Source organism: Crenobacter caeni, assembly GCF_010435965.1.
In the GTDB taxonomy this organism is placed as follows: Bacteria; Pseudomonadota; Gammaproteobacteria; order Burkholderiales; family Chromobacteriaceae; genus Craterilacuibacter; species Craterilacuibacter caeni.
The window spans coordinates 213530-229909 of the sequence record NZ_JAAGAA010000002.1; the positions used below are offsets into that span (position 1 = coordinate 213530).

The 16380-nt window shown below is 55.5% G+C and carries 18 protein-coding genes; 4 read left to right on the plus strand and 14 right to left on the minus strand.

From position 1 onward, the window contains the following. Positions 1 to 11: 11 nt before the first annotated feature. Positions 12 to 1340, plus strand: a complete 1329-nt coding sequence (locus tag GZH52_RS03110) for an FAD-dependent oxidoreductase (protein WP_163315046.1) — start codon at positions 12 to 14, stop codon at positions 1338 to 1340. A gap of 478 nt (positions 1341 to 1818) precedes the next feature. Here the strand turns inward: GZH52_RS03110 and GZH52_RS03115 are convergent, their stop codons facing one another. From GZH52_RS03115 to GZH52_RS03180, 14 genes are read right to left on the minus strand one after another with little or no spacing between them, the layout of a single operon-like run. Beyond that, the gene (locus tag GZH52_RS03115) at positions 1819 to 3294 is read right to left on the minus strand and encodes an MFS transporter (RefSeq protein WP_163315047.1); all 1476 of its coding nucleotides are present in this window, start codon (positions 3292 to 3294) and stop codon (positions 1819 to 1821) included. After that, positions 3291 to 4073 (minus strand): energy-coupling factor ABC transporter ATP-binding protein, encoded by a 783-nt coding sequence (locus GZH52_RS03120; RefSeq protein ID WP_163315048.1) that lies wholly within the window; start codon positions 4071 to 4073, stop codon positions 3291 to 3293. The genes GZH52_RS03115 and GZH52_RS03120 overlap by 4 nt, the downstream gene beginning before the upstream one ends. 4 nt (positions 4074 to 4077) lie before the next feature. Beyond that, complete coding sequence (locus tag GZH52_RS03125; protein WP_163315049.1) at positions 4078 to 4890, minus strand: energy-coupling factor transporter transmembrane component T family protein; 813 nt, start codon at positions 4888 to 4890, stop codon at positions 4078 to 4080. A 13-nt stretch (positions 4891 to 4903) separates the two neighbouring features. Next, a complete protein-coding gene (locus tag GZH52_RS03130) occupies positions 4904 to 5905 on the minus strand; it encodes an energy-coupling factor ABC transporter permease (protein ID WP_163315050.1) in 1002 nt (333 codons plus the stop codon). A 43-nt stretch (positions 5906 to 5948) separates the two neighbouring features. Then, positions 5949 to 6932, minus strand: coding sequence for an urea transporter (yut, locus tag GZH52_RS03135; protein ID WP_163315051.1), 984 nt, complete (start codon positions 6930 to 6932; stop codon positions 5949 to 5951). A gap of 30 nt (positions 6933 to 6962) precedes the next feature. Continuing rightward, the gene (locus GZH52_RS03140) at positions 6963 to 7901 is read right to left on the minus strand and encodes an urease accessory protein UreD (RefSeq protein WP_203525600.1); all 939 of its coding nucleotides are present in this window, start codon (positions 7899 to 7901) and stop codon (positions 6963 to 6965) included. After that, positions 7898 to 8539, minus strand: coding sequence for an urease accessory protein UreG (gene ureG, locus GZH52_RS03145; protein ID WP_163315052.1), 642 nt, complete (start codon positions 8537 to 8539; stop codon positions 7898 to 7900). Before ureG ends, GZH52_RS03140 begins: the two co-directional genes overlap by 4 nt. Positions 8540 to 8573: 34 nt before the next feature. After that, on the minus strand, positions 8574 to 9281 hold the full coding sequence (locus GZH52_RS03150; protein WP_203525601.1) for an urease accessory protein UreF: 708 nt from the start codon (positions 9279 to 9281) through the stop codon (positions 8574 to 8576). Then, positions 9274 to 10017: an urease accessory protein UreE gene (locus GZH52_RS03155; protein WP_163315054.1), complete on the minus strand. Its 744-nt coding sequence runs from the start codon at positions 10015 to 10017 to the stop codon at positions 9274 to 9276. The genes GZH52_RS03150 and GZH52_RS03155 overlap by 8 nt, the downstream gene beginning before the upstream one ends. Before the next feature lie 42 nt (positions 10018 to 10059). Then, entirely contained in the window at positions 10060 to 10440 is a 381-nt protein-coding gene (crcB, locus tag GZH52_RS03160; protein ID WP_163315055.1) for a fluoride efflux transporter CrcB, read from the minus strand. 9 nt (positions 10441 to 10449) lie between these two features. Further along, complete coding sequence (locus GZH52_RS03165; protein WP_239057991.1) at positions 10450 to 10842, minus strand: fluoride efflux transporter FluC; 393 nt, start codon at positions 10840 to 10842, stop codon at positions 10450 to 10452. A 19-nt stretch (positions 10843 to 10861) separates the two neighbouring features. Further along, positions 10862 to 12580, minus strand: a complete 1719-nt coding sequence (locus tag GZH52_RS03170; protein ID WP_163315056.1) for an urease subunit alpha — start codon at positions 12578 to 12580, stop codon at positions 10862 to 10864. 27 nt (positions 12581 to 12607) lie between these two features. Further along, positions 12608 to 13018 (minus strand): urease subunit beta, encoded by a 411-nt coding sequence (locus GZH52_RS03175; protein ID WP_163315057.1) that lies wholly within the window; start codon positions 13016 to 13018, stop codon positions 12608 to 12610. A 27-nt stretch (positions 13019 to 13045) separates the two neighbouring features. After that, positions 13046 to 13348, minus strand: coding sequence for an urease subunit gamma (locus GZH52_RS03180; protein ID WP_163315058.1), 303 nt, complete (start codon positions 13346 to 13348; stop codon positions 13046 to 13048). Positions 13349 to 13845: 497 nt separating this feature from the next. On the opposite strand from GZH52_RS03180, the gene GZH52_RS03185 reads away from it, so the two are divergent. The 3 genes from GZH52_RS03185 to GZH52_RS03195 all read left to right on the plus strand — a co-directional run bounded on the left by GZH52_RS03185 (position 13846) and on the right by GZH52_RS03195 (position 16336). After that, positions 13846 to 14895, plus strand: coding sequence for a DUF2776 family protein (locus GZH52_RS03185; protein ID WP_163315059.1), 1050 nt, complete (start codon positions 13846 to 13848; stop codon positions 14893 to 14895). A 30-nt stretch (positions 14896 to 14925) separates the two neighbouring features. Continuing rightward, on the plus strand, positions 14926 to 15342 hold the full coding sequence (locus tag GZH52_RS03190; protein ID WP_163315060.1) for an ion channel: 417 nt from the start codon (positions 14926 to 14928) through the stop codon (positions 15340 to 15342). A 214-nt stretch (positions 15343 to 15556) separates the two neighbouring features. Then, complete coding sequence (locus GZH52_RS03195) at positions 15557 to 16336, plus strand: formate/nitrite transporter family protein (protein WP_349290632.1); 780 nt, start codon at positions 15557 to 15559, stop codon at positions 16334 to 16336. The last annotated feature ends 44 nt before the right edge of the window (positions 16337 to 16380 follow it).

Below are 16380 nucleotides of genomic sequence, written 5' to 3' on the forward strand. Positions count from 1 at the left end.
AGGAGAAACCCATGATCACCTATGATAATGTCGTGATAGGCTTTGGCAAGGCAGGAAAAACCTTGGCTGCATTTTTGGGGGAAAAGGGGGAGTCTGTAGCAATTATCGAGCAAGATCCTAATATGTATGGCGGTACCTGTATAAATGTAGGTTGCATTCCAACTAAAACACTAGTGCATGACTCGGATGTAAAAATTGGCTTTGCTGCTGCCATGCAGCACAAACGGCAGGTTGTAGAACTTCTGCGAGAAAAAAACAAGGAAAAGCTCATTGGTATTTCGAGCGTAACTCTAATAAATGGGCATGCCAAGTTCATCGACTCTCACACGGTGGAGGTTGCCAACGAAAAAGAATTGTATTCTATTCGTGGCGATAGGATATTTATTGATACTGGGGCGAGAGCGCGCCTGCCGGCGATACCTGGTTTGGAAAAATTGCCGAATGTATACGATAGCACTGGAATACTGCAACTTGAAACACAACCAAAGCGACTTGGTATCATTGGAGCAGGTTATGTTGGTATCGAGTTTGCATCGATATTCAGCGGTTTTGGAACAGAGGTGACTCTGTTTGATTCTGCGCAATCATTTCTAGGTCGTGAAGATAGAGATATTGCAGATCTGGTGGAATCTATTTTGCGTGAGCAAGGGATTAATTTGCATCTTGGGGCTAATGTTATGGGGTTATTTGCTGATGGCAATGATGCATGTGTGATGTACGGATCGAATTTACGAGAATCATTCGATGCCGTATTACTGGCGTCGGGTCGAGCTCCCAATACGGATGGCTTGGGTCTAGATCTCGCAGGTATCAAAATAGATGCCAACGGTGCAATAGAAGTTGACGAATATCTACGTACCAGTCAGCACCATATTTGGGCTATGGGGGATGTTAAGGGTGGGCCACAGTTTACTTATATTTCTTTGGATGACTTCCGTATTGTGCGCGATCAACTGTACGGCGATGGGGTTCGTAATACTGGAAATCGGGGGCAGGTTCCTTATTCTGTTTTTATGACGCCCACATTATCTCGAATCGGATTAACCGAACAGCAGGCTAGTAAGCTGGGTGTTGCGGTAAAAATTGCATCAATTCCTGCTGTAGCTGTGACTCGGGCTCATACCCTTGGTGACACGCGTGGCATATTAAAAGTGCTGGTTTCGGTTGATTCCGACCAGATTGTAGGGGCGGCGTTGTTGTGTCGAGATTCGCATGAAACAATTAATATTGTTAAGCTGGCCATGGATAATGGTTTGTCATATAGGGTTTTGCGTGACCATGTTTATACACACCCAACGATGAGTGAAGCTTTTAACGAGTTGCTCATGCAGATAAATTGAATGCGGAGTAAAAAAGAAGTGTGGATTTAAAGTGGTCATGTCAATTTATTTCGGATTTTCCTGTGCTTATTTCCTAGTGTTCGTGTTCACTTTCTGTATTTATTGCTATGGCAGTGCATTTAGAGTTTTTAAATAAATTATGATTCTGGCCTTCGCGTGCTGGGCAGATCGGTAAATTCATGATGACCTGTGCGGTTTTGTCGGAAGGTCTTGATGGGAACTTCCAGGGGTCTGTCTCCTGACTACTTTCGTAGCTAACGAGGGATAATGCTTATTTGTCGATTGTATTTTTTCTATCGCTAGTAGTCTTTCTATTTGTCTTTGGGGTGGATTTTACAGGGTTTCAGGCGTTTTGCAGGCGTCAGAAGGCTGATATTTCGTTTGGTTATATGTAGGTTGTGCCCAGTCTAGGACTTGGTTGCCGCCGGTTTTGGATTGGTAAGTTCTTTATTGATTAATTGTTATTGCTTGGTATGCGCTAGCGGATAGATGGTATTTCTGGTAGGGAAGCTGTGGTTTGATGATATTCAAGCGGTCTGACCGGGATGTTGCGACCGCTCAACCACAGGGTCAGGATGCAGCCGCTCAGGCTAATGATGGCAGCCAGTTCCAGCACGGCCGCAATGCCCCACTGTTCTCGAACCATCGGCAAGAAGAGGATGCCGATGCAAGCACCTACCTTGGCCATGCTGGAGGCAATACCGCAGGCGGTTGCCCGAAGTTGCGTCGGAAAAAGCACCGGCGGCAGCGCGAAGGTTGTCGCGTTAGGGCCTGCGTACATGGCCAAGTTGTACAGTGCGAAGCCGCTCAGTGTCCAGACCAGTGAGTGTGGGCTAGCGAGACCGCTGATGGCTAGCAGCATGAGTAACATGCCGCAGACCATCCCGGCGAAGCCGATCGCTTGTGCGCGGATGGCGCCAAGCCAGGGAACAAAGTACAGGCTGGCAACCGCGCCAGCGAGCAGGGCCAGGTCGACCAGCGTGCTGCCGCGGGTGGCGGCTGCGTCTCGGCCGATTAGGCTGGCGCCAGCGTCGTTCAGACCCAAGCTCGCCAGGATGACTGGCGTGAACAGGCCGACTCCGTACGTCGCGATATCCATTAGCAACCAAGGGAGGCATGACAACGCCGTCCTACGCCGGTAGGGCGTTTGTAGAAGGCTGCGTACGTGCATGGCGTGTGCTGGATTGGCGAGGGTCTGGACATGCCGTGCCGTGCCGGCAGCCTGCGCATGGCGCAGGCTGTGCCCAGCCAGGTGTGGCAGGATGCTGGCGAGTGCATGCGCAGCCTCCAGGTTGCGTCCGTGCAGCATCAGCCAGCGGGGACTTTCCTGCAGGGTCAGCCTTGCCAATGCGATCAGCACCGCGCACAAGCCCGTACATCCCAGCAGCAGACGCCAGACCTCGCTTGCGGGGCTTGCGTCGAGCAGAGCGAGCCCCGCGCCTGCCCCGATGACCATACCGGCTGCCTGCGACCCTTTCAGAGCGACCATCGCGCGCGGTCTGCTGGCGACGGGCATCCATTCGGCAACGTAGGTGCCGCTGACCGGGAAGTCGACTCCGATACCGAAACCGACCAGCAGCAGTCCCGCAGCCAGCACGAGCGGTGTCTGCGCCCAGGCCGCGAGCGCTGCGCCCAACGCAACCAGTACCATGTCGACAATGAAAACGGGTTTGCGGCCAGCACGGTCGGCCGCGAAACCGCCCAGAAGCGCGCCAGGCACCGAGCCGAATACTAGTGCTGCCCCCAGTAGTCCTTGTTCGGTAGGCGACAGCGCAAATTTGACCGTGAGCAGCGGGAGCGCGATTCCTAGCAACATTAGCGACATACCATTTAGCAAAGTACCGCCGCTGGCCAGCGCCCATAGCCGCGCATGACTACGATCAAGCGTAGCCTGGTCGATCAGGTCGAGCAGCCCCTGATGGGGACTGGAGTCTTGCGGAGCGGGTGTGTTCATTTGATTTCGCGTATTGGCCGCAGGTGGGATGCATTTGGTATTGAGCCCCGTGTTTGCATAGAGAGCGGGCGTTCAAGGGAGGCCTGTGCCAACAGTGCATCGTCGCTGAACAATTCGAGCGGGCGGGCGTTGGCAAGTACCCTGCCTTGCGAGAGCACGATTACCCTGCTGCATACGTCAAGGACGAGGTCGAGGTCGTGGGTGGCGATCAGCTTTGTGTGCTCGAAACGCTGCAGCAGCCCGATCAGCCGTCGCCGTGCGGCAGGGTCTAGTGCGTCGGATGGCTCGTCAAGGATCAGGATGTCCGGTTGCATGGCGAGCACGCCAGCAATGGCGACTGCTCTTTTTTGCCCGCCCGAGAGCTCCCACGGAGCACGTCCGGCTAGGCTAGCTGCGCCGACCTGTTCAAGGGCGTGTATCACGACTCGGTCGATGTCCTGGGGGGATACACCAAGGTTGAGGGGGCCGAACGCGACGTCTTCGTACACTGTAGGCATGAACAACTGGTCGTCTGGGTTCTGGAAGACAAAGCCCAGCGTGCGGCGCAGTTGCGGCAGAGTGCGTCGCTCGACGCGCAGTTCTCCGACGCGGATCTGCCCCTGCGCGGGCATGAGAAAGCCGGTCAGTAACTGCAGCAGCGTTGACTTGCCCGCGCCGTTGCCGCCGACGACGGCAACCGCCTCGCCGTGGTGCAGGGTGAAGCTGACCTTGTCCAGTGCCGGTGCTTGTCCCGGATAGGCAAAGCCTAGGTTTTCGACCTGCAGCAGGTGATGGCTCATGTGCTCATGCTCCAGTTAGCAAGCGGCCCAGCGTCAGGGGGATGTCCACCAGTCTTGCGAGTAGCGGGAAGGCGATCCAGAACAGCAAAAATACGGTATCACGCAGGTGCCAGCGAGGGGCGCTTGGCAGACGCAATTGCCCGTCAAAGCCGCGCGCGAGCATGGCCTGGTGGATGCGCATGGCACGCTGGAACGTTCGCGCAAGCACTGCTGCGAGCAGCAACTTGAGCTGATGCGGTGGTACCCCATGCCGAGGTTTTCCGGCTCTACGCAGTTGCCAAGCCTGTACGGTGCGCGCGAGCTCCTCGCCGACCACAAAAAGGTAGCGGTACAGAAACAGCACCTGGTTAACGAGCACAGCGGGCAAGCCCAAGGCCGACATGGCGTAGCCAATGCGGATGATGCCGGTGGTCGCCAGCAGCAGGAGCGCGCTGGAGACGGCAATCAGGCCACGCAGCAGGATAGACGCCAGCGAAAACCATCCCGCCGCGATCGGAGCACCCCACGGCGATGCCATGGGGCTTGGGTCAAGCCAAGGGTTCAACATTCCAACCATCAGTACAAATGGCAGGGCCAGCAGCAGGCGTCCGCACAGCCAGCCAAGCGGCACTTCGCCTGTTACCAGCAGGACGACCGGAAACAATGCGAGCGGTAGGAGACTGGCGACTTCGTAAGATGGGAACGAGGCGAGCACCCCAACGACCCACAAGCTAGCCAACAACTTGGCCCGCGCATCGATTGTAGAGGCGAGAGTTGACCGGCCGGCGAGGCTATCGGCCCGCCGGATCGAGGAAAGTGCGTGTGCCAAGCCTGCCATGGCTCGCCATGGCCTATTTAATGCGGCGCGAGGGGCGGCGCAATATCAGGGCGACCAGCGCAACAAGCGCAAGGGTCGCCAGACTGCCGACAATGCCGGCAATCGACACGCCAGGCGCGACAATTCCGGCCTTGGGCAAAGCGGCAGGCAGCTCGTAGTCGGGGAGGATCGCGGTGATTTGTTGCACCTGCGCGCTCTGGCGGTGCAAAGCGTCGACGGGTGCCTCTTCCAGCAGATGAGTTGCCCCCAGCCGCTCGATCGACCATTCCAGACCATCCGGATGTGCCGAGGCCAGCCATGAGAGCACGCCACCTGTCAGTAGCGCGGCCAGGATGAAGCTGGCGATGATGCCACGGCTCCCAGCCTGCAAAGGTCGCCCGGAAAAGCCACCCCGTCGTTGCGCCAGCGCAGCCAGCACGCCGGCCGTGACGAGACCTTCTACAAAACCGATGGCCAGATGGATCGGGATCATCAACGTCAGGAACTCGGGCAGGGGTAAGCGGGTGATTCCACTCGCTGCCGTTTCCAGGGCGACGCCTGTTGCGCCCAGTGTGGTTGACAGCGTGCAGGCGAGCACCGCCGCCAGGGTGACACGGGTGCGACTATTGCCGTCTCCGGCCAGCGTGCAGTAAATCAGCGGATAGAGGATCAGGCAGCTGACCACTCCCAAGTTGAACACATTGGCACCCCAGGCCAGCAAGCCGCCGTCGGCAAAAAACAGGGCCTGCACCAGCAGGACCGACGCGATCACGATGAGCCCAGCCCAAGGCCCCAGCAGGATCGCTAACAGCATTCCGCCACCTAGGTGACCGCTAGAGCCGGTTCCGGGGATGCTGAAGTTGATCATCTGTGCGGCAAATACAAAAGCACCGAGAACACCCATCAGCGCAACGAGCTGGCTGTCTTCCTGCAAGCTTGCTTGCAGGCGGCGTGCGCCAATGGCCAGGGCGGTGAGGCTCGCGGCGAGAAAACTGGCGCCTACCTCGGGGGACAGCAAAGCATCGGCCATGTGCATGTGGGTTCTCCAAGGAGGTCGTTTAAGGAAAGATAAGAGCCCACTAGTTGCCAATTTTTGCGTCTGGGCTTGGTGCATGCGGGTGAGGCTGCAATTGTGTTTTGGGCAGCGTGAAGAGCCACATCGCCAAGACGTAAGGAGCGGTAAAGGTCGGGATGCCGACAGGCGCCAAGAGGGTGTCGAGCGCTCCTTGTACGATGACCGTGAAAATGGTCGCCAACAGGGCAAACACAAGCACCTTCGGGCCGGTTTTCAGGAAGATGACACCACACGCAATCGCCGTCAGTACCGGGCTAAAGCCATACAGGCCAGCTTTGACCGCAGCCGGATCCGCGCCGAACAGCACGCTGCAAAAGAGTGCAACTACCGAGCCCAGGATGGCGGCGATGGTGGCGGGTATTGATTCGACTAGAAGGCCGATCACGATCAGTACGCCGCTGACCGCATTGCCTAGAAGAAAGACCTGCGCGATATTGCGGCAGAGGATGACCAGCATGTCCTGCGGCGCCATACCCGCGAAGCCTGCCACGGAGATAGCTTCGGGCAGTTTGGGCGGCCCCATGCTGGCGATCGGCAGGTTGGCAAAGGCGTAGGCTGCCAGCATCAGCATCCAGGTAGTCAGCACGAAGGGGCCAGTCGATGCGGCAACGCCCCAGTTTTTGGTGACCACATTAGAGAATGCGTCCATGACGACCGTCGAGATGGCGGCGCCCAGTAGCAGCAAGACCCACATCACCGGCCCTGCCGCCAGGAAGGTGGGGACAGCAATCCCAACCAGAATGCCGTTGAAGCCATACAAGCCTTGGGTGATCGCCTTGTCGCGTGCGTCGATCAGATAGGCAGTCCCGGTCGAGACGACCAGCCCAAGAACGGCACCAACAGTGGTGGCCCAGTTGCCGGTGTCAACGGACGCATACGCAATCGCGAGCAGAAAGCACACCCCCGTCAGTGCATTCTCCATGAAGAAAACCTGACCCGCACCACGCAGGCAGTACGTGATGAAATGCTCCGGTAAACGGTAACCCATGATCATCCTCCTAGGCTACTTGACTTGGTTTCAGCGCCAGCGGAACTCGGCTGGCAGCGTGTGTCCGGTTGCCTCTTCGCGCACGACCTGCCAGCACTCCCTGATCCGCTCGCGCACCTGATGGCTTTCCTGTCCGACTACCCGGAACATCAATCCGGCTTCCCCTGGCAGACGACTGAGCCCGCTGGCGACACCTTCTGCGCGGTCGAAGCGGGGAGAAACCCTCGCGCAGATCCGCTCGGCGATGGAGGGCGAGGTCAGGATCAGCAGGTTGCCGAATACGTCAAAGCCGGCCATCACACCGGGCAGGGCTAGGCTGCCGCCAGCGGGTTCCGCCAGCAGTTTTTCGGTGAAGAGTAGCGTGCCGTCCGGCCGCCGCACCTCGGTGCGCAAAGAAAGTACGTCGTATGCAAAACGCTCGGCGTGGTGCTTGCGACCCGACATGACCGACTCGGAGCAGACGAGCGTCGCCGAAGCTGGAAGCACGATACGGGTCAGACTCGCGTAGCGAGCGTGGCGGTAGGGGATGGTGACCTCGGGCATGTACTCCAGATAGGCGTCTTCGTCGAGCACCAGCGTCTGCACCTGCGATGCGTAGTTAGCATCCATCGCGTGAACCCTGTTTGCGCCTTGGGTCGTGACATGCGCGCAGGCGCCGGCGCCGACCGTGACATAAATCCCCAGACGGTCGCCTTGCAGAATGCCCCCACCGATCGAGGTCACCATGCAGATGGGCAACTGCGGCATGGCCTCGTCCCAATACAAGGCTTGCTGTACGAGCAGGGGCGTTTTGCGATAGAGGTCGGCGAGGATGGAACGGTCGTTCCGCAACTCGAAGCCCAGCCTGAGTAGACCTACCTTGCCTGGCGCGCCTGCTGGCATCTGCGCCGGGTGATCCTGATACCCTGCAAGTTCGGGCAGACCGCCAAGCTCGCCCAACTGGGCGAGCAGTTCTGCGTCGCGCATCATGGCAGGCTCTTTTCACGGATGGGAACGTCGAATAGCGCCATCTCGTGGATCAGGCTCACGAGTTCAGTGATGCCCTCGCCAGTCTTGCAATTGGTGAACAGGTAGGGTTTGTCCGGCCGCATCAGGCGCGAGTCACGGTCCATCACTTCAAGGCTAGCGCCGACGTAGGGGGCGAGGTCGGTCTTGTTGATGACCAGAATGTCGGACTGGCAGATGCCCGGACCGTTCTTGCGCGGGATCTTGTCGCCCGCGGCGACGTCGATCACATAAATGAAGAAGTCAACGAGTGCTGGGCTAAAGGTCAGCGTCAGGTTGTCGCCGCCGGACTCGATCAGCACCACGTCGCTTTCCGGGAAACGCGCCTCCATTTCTTCGACTGCGGCCAGGTTCATCGACGGATCTTCCCGCACCGCGGTATGCGGACAGGCGCCCGTCTCGACACCGAGAATCTTCTCCTCCACTAGAATGCCCTTGAGGGTACGCTGCACATGCCGCGCATCTTCGGTGGTGACGACGTCGTTGGTGATGATCAGCACCCGGATGCCCAAGTCGAGCATCAGCGGCGTGATCGCCTCGATGATGGCTGTTTTACCCGACCCCACAGGGCCGCCGATACCGATTCGTGTGATTTTCTTCATGGTGATTCCCCCGTGAGGCCGCAACCAATTGCGGTCAGTTCATGAACATGCGTACATGGGCACCGACGTGATGGGCGACCAACACGTCAAAGACAGGCGCGAAGCCGGACATCTCGTCAAGGGACAGCTGCCGGCTGTGCTGGTAAGCATCATTGGCGGTGCCGTTCACTCGATAGAGCAGTTGCTGAGTGTCGTAGTGGTCGATCTTCATCATCCTGAGCGCTGCGCCGAGCATCATCGACGCTACACCGTACTGGTGGACGGTAAAGGCGTCCTCTTCCGGCAGCCGGCGATCGGCAAACATCAGCGCATGGGCGATCGCGTAGCAACCCGGCGTCCGCCCCTGCCGAATCTCGTCGAGCCACGTAGGTACCATGCCCGCATCGGGCAGCTTGGCACCCAGTTCGGCCAGCTTCTTGCCCATCCGGGTGGTCATCAGCCGCTGCTCCTCGCCGACCCTACGAGATAGCAGCGCATGGTCGGCTAGCAACACGCCTTCAAGTGACCCTTCGCATGCTGCCCGGTGTGCATGCAGCAGCGCGACCCCGTCCAGCGAAGCTGCCTGCCGCGTTGCGGCCAGTACGAAGCCTTCCAGTGTAGTGACGTCGTGCACGATGCCGGTTTGTAGGGCCGACTCAAGCGCATTGGAGAAAGCGAACGCACCGACCGGTAAGGTCGAGTCGCCAAACTGCAGCACCCGCATCAGTTCCGTCAGTGAACCTGTCGCGTTTCGTCTAGTCATGGTCATGCCGGTGCTGTGTATAGTTGCCATGTAACTCGGCGTGACGGTGTTCACCTGTCGGTGCCGCCGCGTGTGGGTGCTGATGGGCATGACTGTGCGGGTGAGCATGGCAGCTACCACCCTCGTGGGTATGCTCATGTTCGTGTTGGTGCTCATGCACAGCGGGTGCGGCTTGCTCGAAAGGTTTGCTATGGCTGTGAGGGGTGGCGTCTGCTCCGCCAAATAGCCTGCGGGATTCGTGTGGCGCAAGATAGGGAATCACCTCTGCGCCTGGGATGAACTGGTAACGGATATGTTCGAAGTGATGCGTGCGCATGACCGAATCCATGACCTTACGGTCTACGGTCAGCGGCACGTAGACACGCGAACCTTTTACCACGGCTGGCCAGTGCTGGTTACCCAGTGCGTGCCCGAGTTCGAAGCAAGTCCGCGCGATCAGTTCGGCAGACAACGCTTGGGTACCTTCGAGTTCGATCACCAGGACATCTTTGAGCGTGATACTGACGACGATGGCGGTGCGAGCATCTTCGTCGAGGGCGACGATATCGCCGTCGTGCAGGTGGCTTTGTCTGGGCAGGGCGATGGCGATTTCGTTTCCAGCGAGCGTTTTCTTGCGCAGGCGGTTTTTCTGGGCCTCCCACTGGTCAAGTGCCAGAGTGTCGACGTCCCAGCCAGCCAGGCGGGATGCCCATTCCGGTGTCTGGCGATTTCCTAGTACTGTCTCGATCAGAATCATTGAAAGCCCCTTGTTGGTGGGTGGTAATGGTAAGGAGACCGCTCAGCCAACCGTTTTCTTTGCAAGCTTCAAACCTGCGATCATCAGCAGGAAGCCCGCAAACAGGCTAGCGACGATATACGCCAGTGCGACCGCGAATTCGCCAGGTGTCTTCATGACGGTCGAGGTGCCATAGACGAAACTTGAAAAGGTCGACATGCCTCCCATGATGCCGGTGCCGATCATGGTGTGGACGTGATGGTGAATCTTGACCCGCTGGTGAAACGAGGTCGACAGACCAAGTAGGAAGCAGGCAACCATGTTGGCCGCGAAAACGTCGAGTGGAAATCCGTCGGCCATGGGGGGAACCATCAGCATGATGAACTCCCGACACATCGCACCGAATGCACCGCCGACAAAGATCAGAATGATCAGGTTCGCCATGACTAGCTCCTAGTCTTGCAGCACGGCAAGCCATGCGCCGAAAACGGCTGCGGCGAGGCCCGCGGATGTCGATACGAGTAGGTAGATCGTGGCAAGCCAGCCCTTGCCAGCATCCGCCAGCTTGGCTGCGTCCAGTTGCATGCTGCTGAAGGTGGTGTATCCGCCTAGTACGCCGGTGAGCACCCCTGCGTTCAGGGCGCTGCCGAAGCGGTCTCGCCAGTCGACACCGAACAGGATCGCCAGATAGGCGATGACGAACGCCCCTGTAACGTTGATCAGAAAGGTGCCAAGCGGAAAGTCTCCGTGGTAATGCTCGCCGACGATAGCGCCGATGCGCCAACGCAGCAGCGAGCCCAGTCCTCCGCCTAACCCGATCCACATCACGTCCAGTGGTGTCATCATCGCCTCTCTCCTTGCCGGGTTAGCTGAAGAAGTGCAGCTGGTTCAAGGCAATCGACGCTGCCGGGGGGATGGTGGCGTGTACCCCGTTCACCCGTACGGCAAAGGTTTCCGGATCGACTTCGATCAGGGGGGTCGCGTCGTTGCGCACCATGTCCCGCTTGGTGACCTGTCGTGTCCGGTAAACCGGCTCCACCCGACGCTGTAGGCCGTAGCGGTCGGCAATCCCGTTTTCGTACGCTGCCCTTGACGTGAAGGTGATGCAGGTCTTGTGCAGCGCTGAACCGAAGGAGCCGTACATCGGCCGGTAAATGACCGGTTGCGGGGTGGGGAGCGAGGCGTTCGGATCACCCATTGGCGCCCAGGAAATCAGGCCGCCCTTGATCACGTACTTGGGCTTTGCGCCAAAAAACGCCGGATCCCACAGGACCAGGTCGGCCATCTTGCCCACCTCGACTGAGCCAATCAGGTGACTCACCCCCTGCGCGATAGCTGGGTTAATGGTGACCTTGGCGACAAAGCGCAGCACGCGGAAGTTGTCGTTGCCCGGAGCGTCCTCTGGTAGCTTGCCGCGCGCCTTCTTCATGCAGTTGGCTGTCTGAATCGCACGCAGGAAACTTTCGCCCACCCGGCCCATTGCCTGAGAGTCGGACGAGATGATCGAGATCGCCCCCATGTCGTGCAGGACGTTCTCGGCAGCGATGGTCTCGGCACGGACCCGGCTCTCGGCGAATGCCACGTCCGAAGGAATTTTCGGGTTGAGGTTATGGCACACCATGATCATGTCGAAGAGTTCGGCCTGCGAGTTCACGCCATAAGGCAGCGTCGGGTTGGTCGAGCTGGGAAGCACGTTCTGCAGGGAGGCTACGCGGATGATGTCCGGCGCGTGGCCGCCGCCAGCCCCTTCGGTGTGGTAGGTATGGATCGTACGCCCCTCGAGCGCAGCGATGGTGTTTTCGACAAAGCCGGCTTCGTTCAGGGTGTCCGTATGGATGCACACCTGAACATCCATGTCGTCGGCGACCTTGAGCGAACTGCGGATCGTACCCGGGGTTGCACCCCAGTCCTCATGTATCTTGAACCCCGCGGCGCCTGCGTTGATTTGCTCAACAAGTGGTGCAATTCCGGAGGAGTTGCCCTTGCCTAGCAGACCCACATTAATGGGCAGGGCGTCAAAGGCCCGCATCATCATCTCCATGTTCCATACGCCGGAAGTGATGGTTGTGCCATTGGTGCCGTCGGTCGGGCCAACGCCGCCGCCCCACAGCGTGGTAATCCCGTTGGAAAGTGCTGCGTAGGCTTGCTGCGGAGAGATCATGTGGACGTGACCGTCGTTGCCGCCGGCGGTCAGGATCAGGTGTTCGCCAGAAATGGCGTCCGTCGACGGGCCGATGGCCAGCGATGGGGTGACTCCGTCCATGGTTGAAGGGTTGCCAGCCTTGCCGATGCCGCAGATCAGACCATCCTTGATGCCCACGTCTGCCTTGATGACACCAAGGCGGGCATCGACGATGGTCACGTTGGTGATCACAAGATCAGGCGAGCCGGCAAAGCCCGTGAGCTGGTTATCCATGCCCATACCGTCACGCAAGGTCTTACCACCGCCGTAGACTGCTTCGTCACCGTAGCTGCGCAGGTCTTTTTCGATCTCAACGTAAAGGTCGGTGTCTCCCAGCCGGATCTTGTCACCGGTGGTCGGGCCGAATAGGTCGGCGTACTGCTGTCTGGATATGCTCGACATAGAATTAATCCTCTTGATGTAGACGGCTCAACGTTTGTTTTTAAAGCCACGCAGTTCGATGCGGCGCATGGCTTCGCCGAAGCGGGGGCGATAGGCATGGTCATGCTCGCTACCCGTCCAGCCGTCCACCAGATTGTTGAAACCGTATACCCGCTGGCCTCCGCCGATCGGGATCAGCGTCACTTCCTTCTCATCGCCTGGTTCGAAACGGACAGCGGTGGTCGCGGGAATGTCGAGGCGCTTGCCGAAGGTTTGTGCGCGGTCAAATTCCAGATAAGCGTTTGCTTCAAAAAAGTGGAAATGCGAGCCGACTTGAACCGGCCGGTCGCCAGTATTGCGTACCTTGAGGGTGGTGGTTGGTTTGCCGGCGTTCAGCTCGATAGCGCCGTCGGCCAGGATGAGCCCGCCTACCGGGCAGCTTGGTGTCGGATTGGACATGGACAGAGCTCCGCAGAGTGGAGGGAGTTACTTGATCGGCGCGTGTACGGTCACCAGACGACTGCCATCGGTGAACACGGCTTCAACTTGCACGATGGGGATCATCTCGGCGACGCCTTCCATCACATCAGCACGGGTAAGTACGGTGCTGGCGTCTTTCATCACGTCTTCGACAGACTTGCCTTCTCGTGCGCCTTCCATGGCTGCGCTGGAGATGATCGCAACGGCTTCTGGATGGTTGAGCTTCAAACCCTTGGCCTTTCGTTTGAGTGCGACATCGGCGAGGGTGTAGATCATCAGCTTGTCGAGTTCTCTAGGAGTTAGATGCATATAAACCTCTTGGCATGACGGGGGAGAACCGGTTCGAAACAACGAAACCCATCCATAGCAAGTGTTCTTGGCTATGGATCAGAGGCGCCTCTGTCTACCTGCTGTAGGCAGATGCCTGCTTTTTAGGACATGCATTATTTTCGTCAAGTTTTTAGCAAAAAATGACATAAGAATTATATGCGTGCAGGTAACGCGATTTTGATGGTGTTTTTTATAAATAAAGCACGCTTAATTTGTTGTTAGTGTGGGATTTTGGCGGCTGCATTTTTGTACGCGCATGGCACTGCGCAGTTTGAAATTGACTTTTCGTTTTTGTTGATTATCTTGTGGTGGTAAATTTTCGTCGGTTGTGGTTATGGATTTTCATGGCCATTTTCTTTGTACTTGCGTCATTGTTCGTTTTGTGTTTTACAGGTATGTGTTAACGAATGACCTCCAGTTTTCAGCAAAGCTGGGATTGGGGGAAAGTAAGCCATCTTCCGGAAAGGGCATCAGCCATGAACTACGGAATTAGTGTTCTTTTTAGAATGATCCCACTATCGATGGGTGCTGTATGTTTTTCTTTTGGTCTGTACGTGATGCAGAGTGATCAAGGTGCAAATCATTTTGTTGCAGGTCATGTACTTGTAGCGCTAACTGCAATATGTTTCGCCCTGTTCACAACAGCTGCTGTCATTATTCGTCAATTGACAAACTCTTTTAGTCGTTTTCTGATGTTTGCTTTACCGGCAGCAGGTTACGCTGCTGCCATATTTGTCATGTTATGGGGGCTGTTTATCATCTCGCGTGGTGTTGATGCTTACTATTTTGTTGCGGGGCATGTTGTTTTTGGTGTTGGCTTGGTTTCTGCTTGTGTGTCAACCGTGGCAGCTGCCTCAAGTAAATTTACCTTGATCCCACTCAATGCAGCCGGTCGGCATTCTGATGGCGTCCCTAGCCAGGCATATTCAAAATCGGTTGGGGTTGCGTTAATTGCGGTCCCTGTGGTGTGTGCTGCTGTTGGTTTTTTTATGGCAATGCGTATATTTTCTGAAGCGAGCAGTGAAAATTACGTGGTTGGCCATGTGTTGGCAGGGTTGTCTGCTATTTGCGCTTGCCTAGTCGCTTTGGTTGCTACTGTTGTTAGACAGGTCAGAAACTCATTCAATGATACGGAGCGTTGGTATTGGAGTGGCTGGGTATTTTTGGTGGGCTCATTTTGCATCGCATGGGGATTGCTGGTTTTAGTAGGGTCTTCAGGTACTGAACGCTTGGCTCCGGGCTGTCTTCTCATTGGAATTGGAATGGTTTGCTACAGCATTATTTCTAAAGTTTGGTTGCTGGCATTGGTTTGGCGACGCGAGTGCTTGTTAGCTAATAGAATTCCATTGATTCCTGTGGTGACTTGCCTTGGCTGTTTGTTTTTTTCTTCATTCATGGCCGAGGCTGCCATGTATAACCAAGGTTTTTACATTCCAGCTAGAGTAATGGTTGGCTTGGGTGCAGTTTGTTTTACTCTTTTTTCAATTGTGTCGATTCTTGAGGCTGGAACTTCTTCTAAAAAATAGTTAGCCATTAAAATTATGGAGGGCGTAATTGTGCTGGTGATACTGTTTTGTTTGGTGATGATGCTTTTTACGGTTTCAATTCATGTTTTTGGTATATATTTTATATCAAATATCGAAAAGCATTTACTGAATAATGCCAAGCCTGGCATTGCCAGCGAGTCTATTTTGTTTAGTGTTTTATCATGTCTTTTGATGGTTGTGCATCTTTTTGCTATTTTTGTGTGGGCGATTGGGTATTTTTTTATTCTGGATATTCCGGTTTTTGGAAACGCATTCTTCTATTCTTTATCGAGCTACTCCACAGTTGGTATTTATAGCACCGGTCCGGCAGGTGAAATGGGGCGGCTTACGGGCGCTTTTGAGTCATGTGTAGGCATGCTTATGTTTGGTCTTTCTGTTTCGTATCTGTTTGCAGTGAGGGATAATATTAGGAGGAAGCTTTCCTGATTGATTTTGCATTCAGGCCTTTTGTAGGTTTATGTGGTTTTCTTTGGTGTGCTTGTAGTGGGTATTTTTTTATTTTGTGCTGTTTTTGTTTTTGTTTTTGTTTGTAATTGTTTATTGGTTGTTTATTCTTAATTCTAATGGAGGTGTTAAAGTGCCGCGACCAGATGATTCTAATAGTATATTTGCCTTGCTTCCCCTATCTCCTGAACGTGTAGTGGATGAGTTGGCTAGAGCCGGTCGGGTGCGCGTGGTTAGTTATTCGGTATGGCAGTTAGCGTCTCTCGGCGTTTTGGGAGGAGCTCTAATATCGTCAGGAGCGTTGTTTATGGTTCTTCTGACTAGCGGGGTATCGAACGAAGGACTGGCAAGATTACTTGGGGGTTTTGGTTTTTCTGCTGGATTTTTTCTGGTAATAATATCTCACGCGGCATTGCTTACTGAGGTTAATACAATACTGCCATTGTCGTTGATAAATAGAAACATGTGCTGCCGGTGGAGTGATGCCATCCGATTCTGGATTCTAACGCTAATAACCAATTTTATTGGCGCGTTTTTCTTTTCTTGGATGGTTAGTAGTGCGCAGCATTATTCTCATGAGACAATAAATACCATTCGGGAGATAATAGAACTGAAGTTAAGTTATTACTATGCAGGGGGTGTTTTTGAGTGGGGGAAAATAGTTATTTCGGCCATGCTTGCAAATTGGATGGTTGGCTTGGCTACGATTTTTGCATTTATGGCGCCTACAGTTACAGGTAAGTATATACCGGTTTTCTTGGCGGTTACTTTTTTTGATGCTGCTAATTTTCAGCACAGCCCCGCTAACATGGGGTTTTTTTCATTGGCTTCAGCTTTTGGTGTCGGGGTTCCTTGGGATGTTGCGTTGATTTGGAGTATAATTCCAGCGGCAATCGGAAATGTAATTGGTGCGATTTTATTTGTTGTATTGCCTATGAATTTTGTGTTTGGCCGTCATGGTGATAAATCTTCATGAGATTGAATAAATTGACTGAAGACTCAGGCATGTGGATAGGTGAA

Bases quoted from the DNA above. Each gene is read 5' to 3' on its own strand.
- GZH52_RS03110 (WP_163315046.1), top strand. From the start codon at position 12: ATGATCACCTATGATAATGTCGTGATAGGCTTTGGCAAGGCAGGAAAA.
- GZH52_RS03115 (WP_163315047.1), bottom strand. From the start codon at position 3,294: ATGAACACACCCGCTCCGCAAGACTCCAGTCCCCATCAGGGGCTGCTC.
- GZH52_RS03120 (WP_163315048.1), bottom strand. From the start codon at position 4,073: ATGAGCCATCACCTGCTGCAGGTCGAAAACCTAGGCTTTGCCTATCCG.
- GZH52_RS03125 (WP_163315049.1), bottom strand. From the start codon at position 4,890: ATGGCAGGCTTGGCACACGCACTTTCCTCGATCCGGCGGGCCGATAGC.
- GZH52_RS03130 (WP_163315050.1), bottom strand. From the start codon at position 5,905: ATGCACATGGCCGATGCTTTGCTGTCCCCCGAGGTAGGCGCCAGTTTT.
- yut (WP_163315051.1), bottom strand. From the start codon at position 6,932: ATGGGTTACCGTTTACCGGAGCATTTCATCACGTACTGCCTGCGTGGT.
- GZH52_RS03140 (WP_203525600.1), bottom strand. From the start codon at position 7,901: ATGATGCGCGACGCAGAACTGCTCGCCCAGTTGGGCGAGCTTGGCGGT.
- ureG (WP_163315052.1), bottom strand. From the start codon at position 8,539: ATGAAGAAAATCACACGAATCGGTATCGGCGGCCCTGTGGGGTCGGGT.
- GZH52_RS03150 (WP_203525601.1), bottom strand. From the start codon at position 9,281: ATGACTAGACGAAACGCGACAGGTTCACTGACGGAACTGATGCGGGTG.
- GZH52_RS03155 (WP_163315054.1), bottom strand. From the start codon at position 10,017: ATGATTCTGATCGAGACAGTACTAGGAAATCGCCAGACACCGGAATGG.
- crcB (WP_163315055.1), bottom strand. From the start codon at position 10,440: ATGGCGAACCTGATCATTCTGATCTTTGTCGGCGGTGCATTCGGTGCG.
- GZH52_RS03165 (WP_239057991.1), bottom strand. From the start codon at position 10,842: ATGATGACACCACTGGACGTGATGTGGATCGGGTTAGGCGGAGGACTG.
- GZH52_RS03170 (WP_163315056.1), bottom strand. From the start codon at position 12,580: ATGTCGAGCATATCCAGACAGCAGTACGCCGACCTATTCGGCCCGACC.
- GZH52_RS03175 (WP_163315057.1), bottom strand. From the start codon at position 13,018: ATGTCCAATCCGACACCAAGCTGCCCGGTAGGCGGGCTCATCCTGGCC.
- GZH52_RS03180 (WP_163315058.1), bottom strand. From the start codon at position 13,348: ATGCATCTAACTCCTAGAGAACTCGACAAGCTGATGATCTACACCCTC.
- GZH52_RS03185 (WP_163315059.1), top strand. From the start codon at position 13,846: ATGAACTACGGAATTAGTGTTCTTTTTAGAATGATCCCACTATCGATG.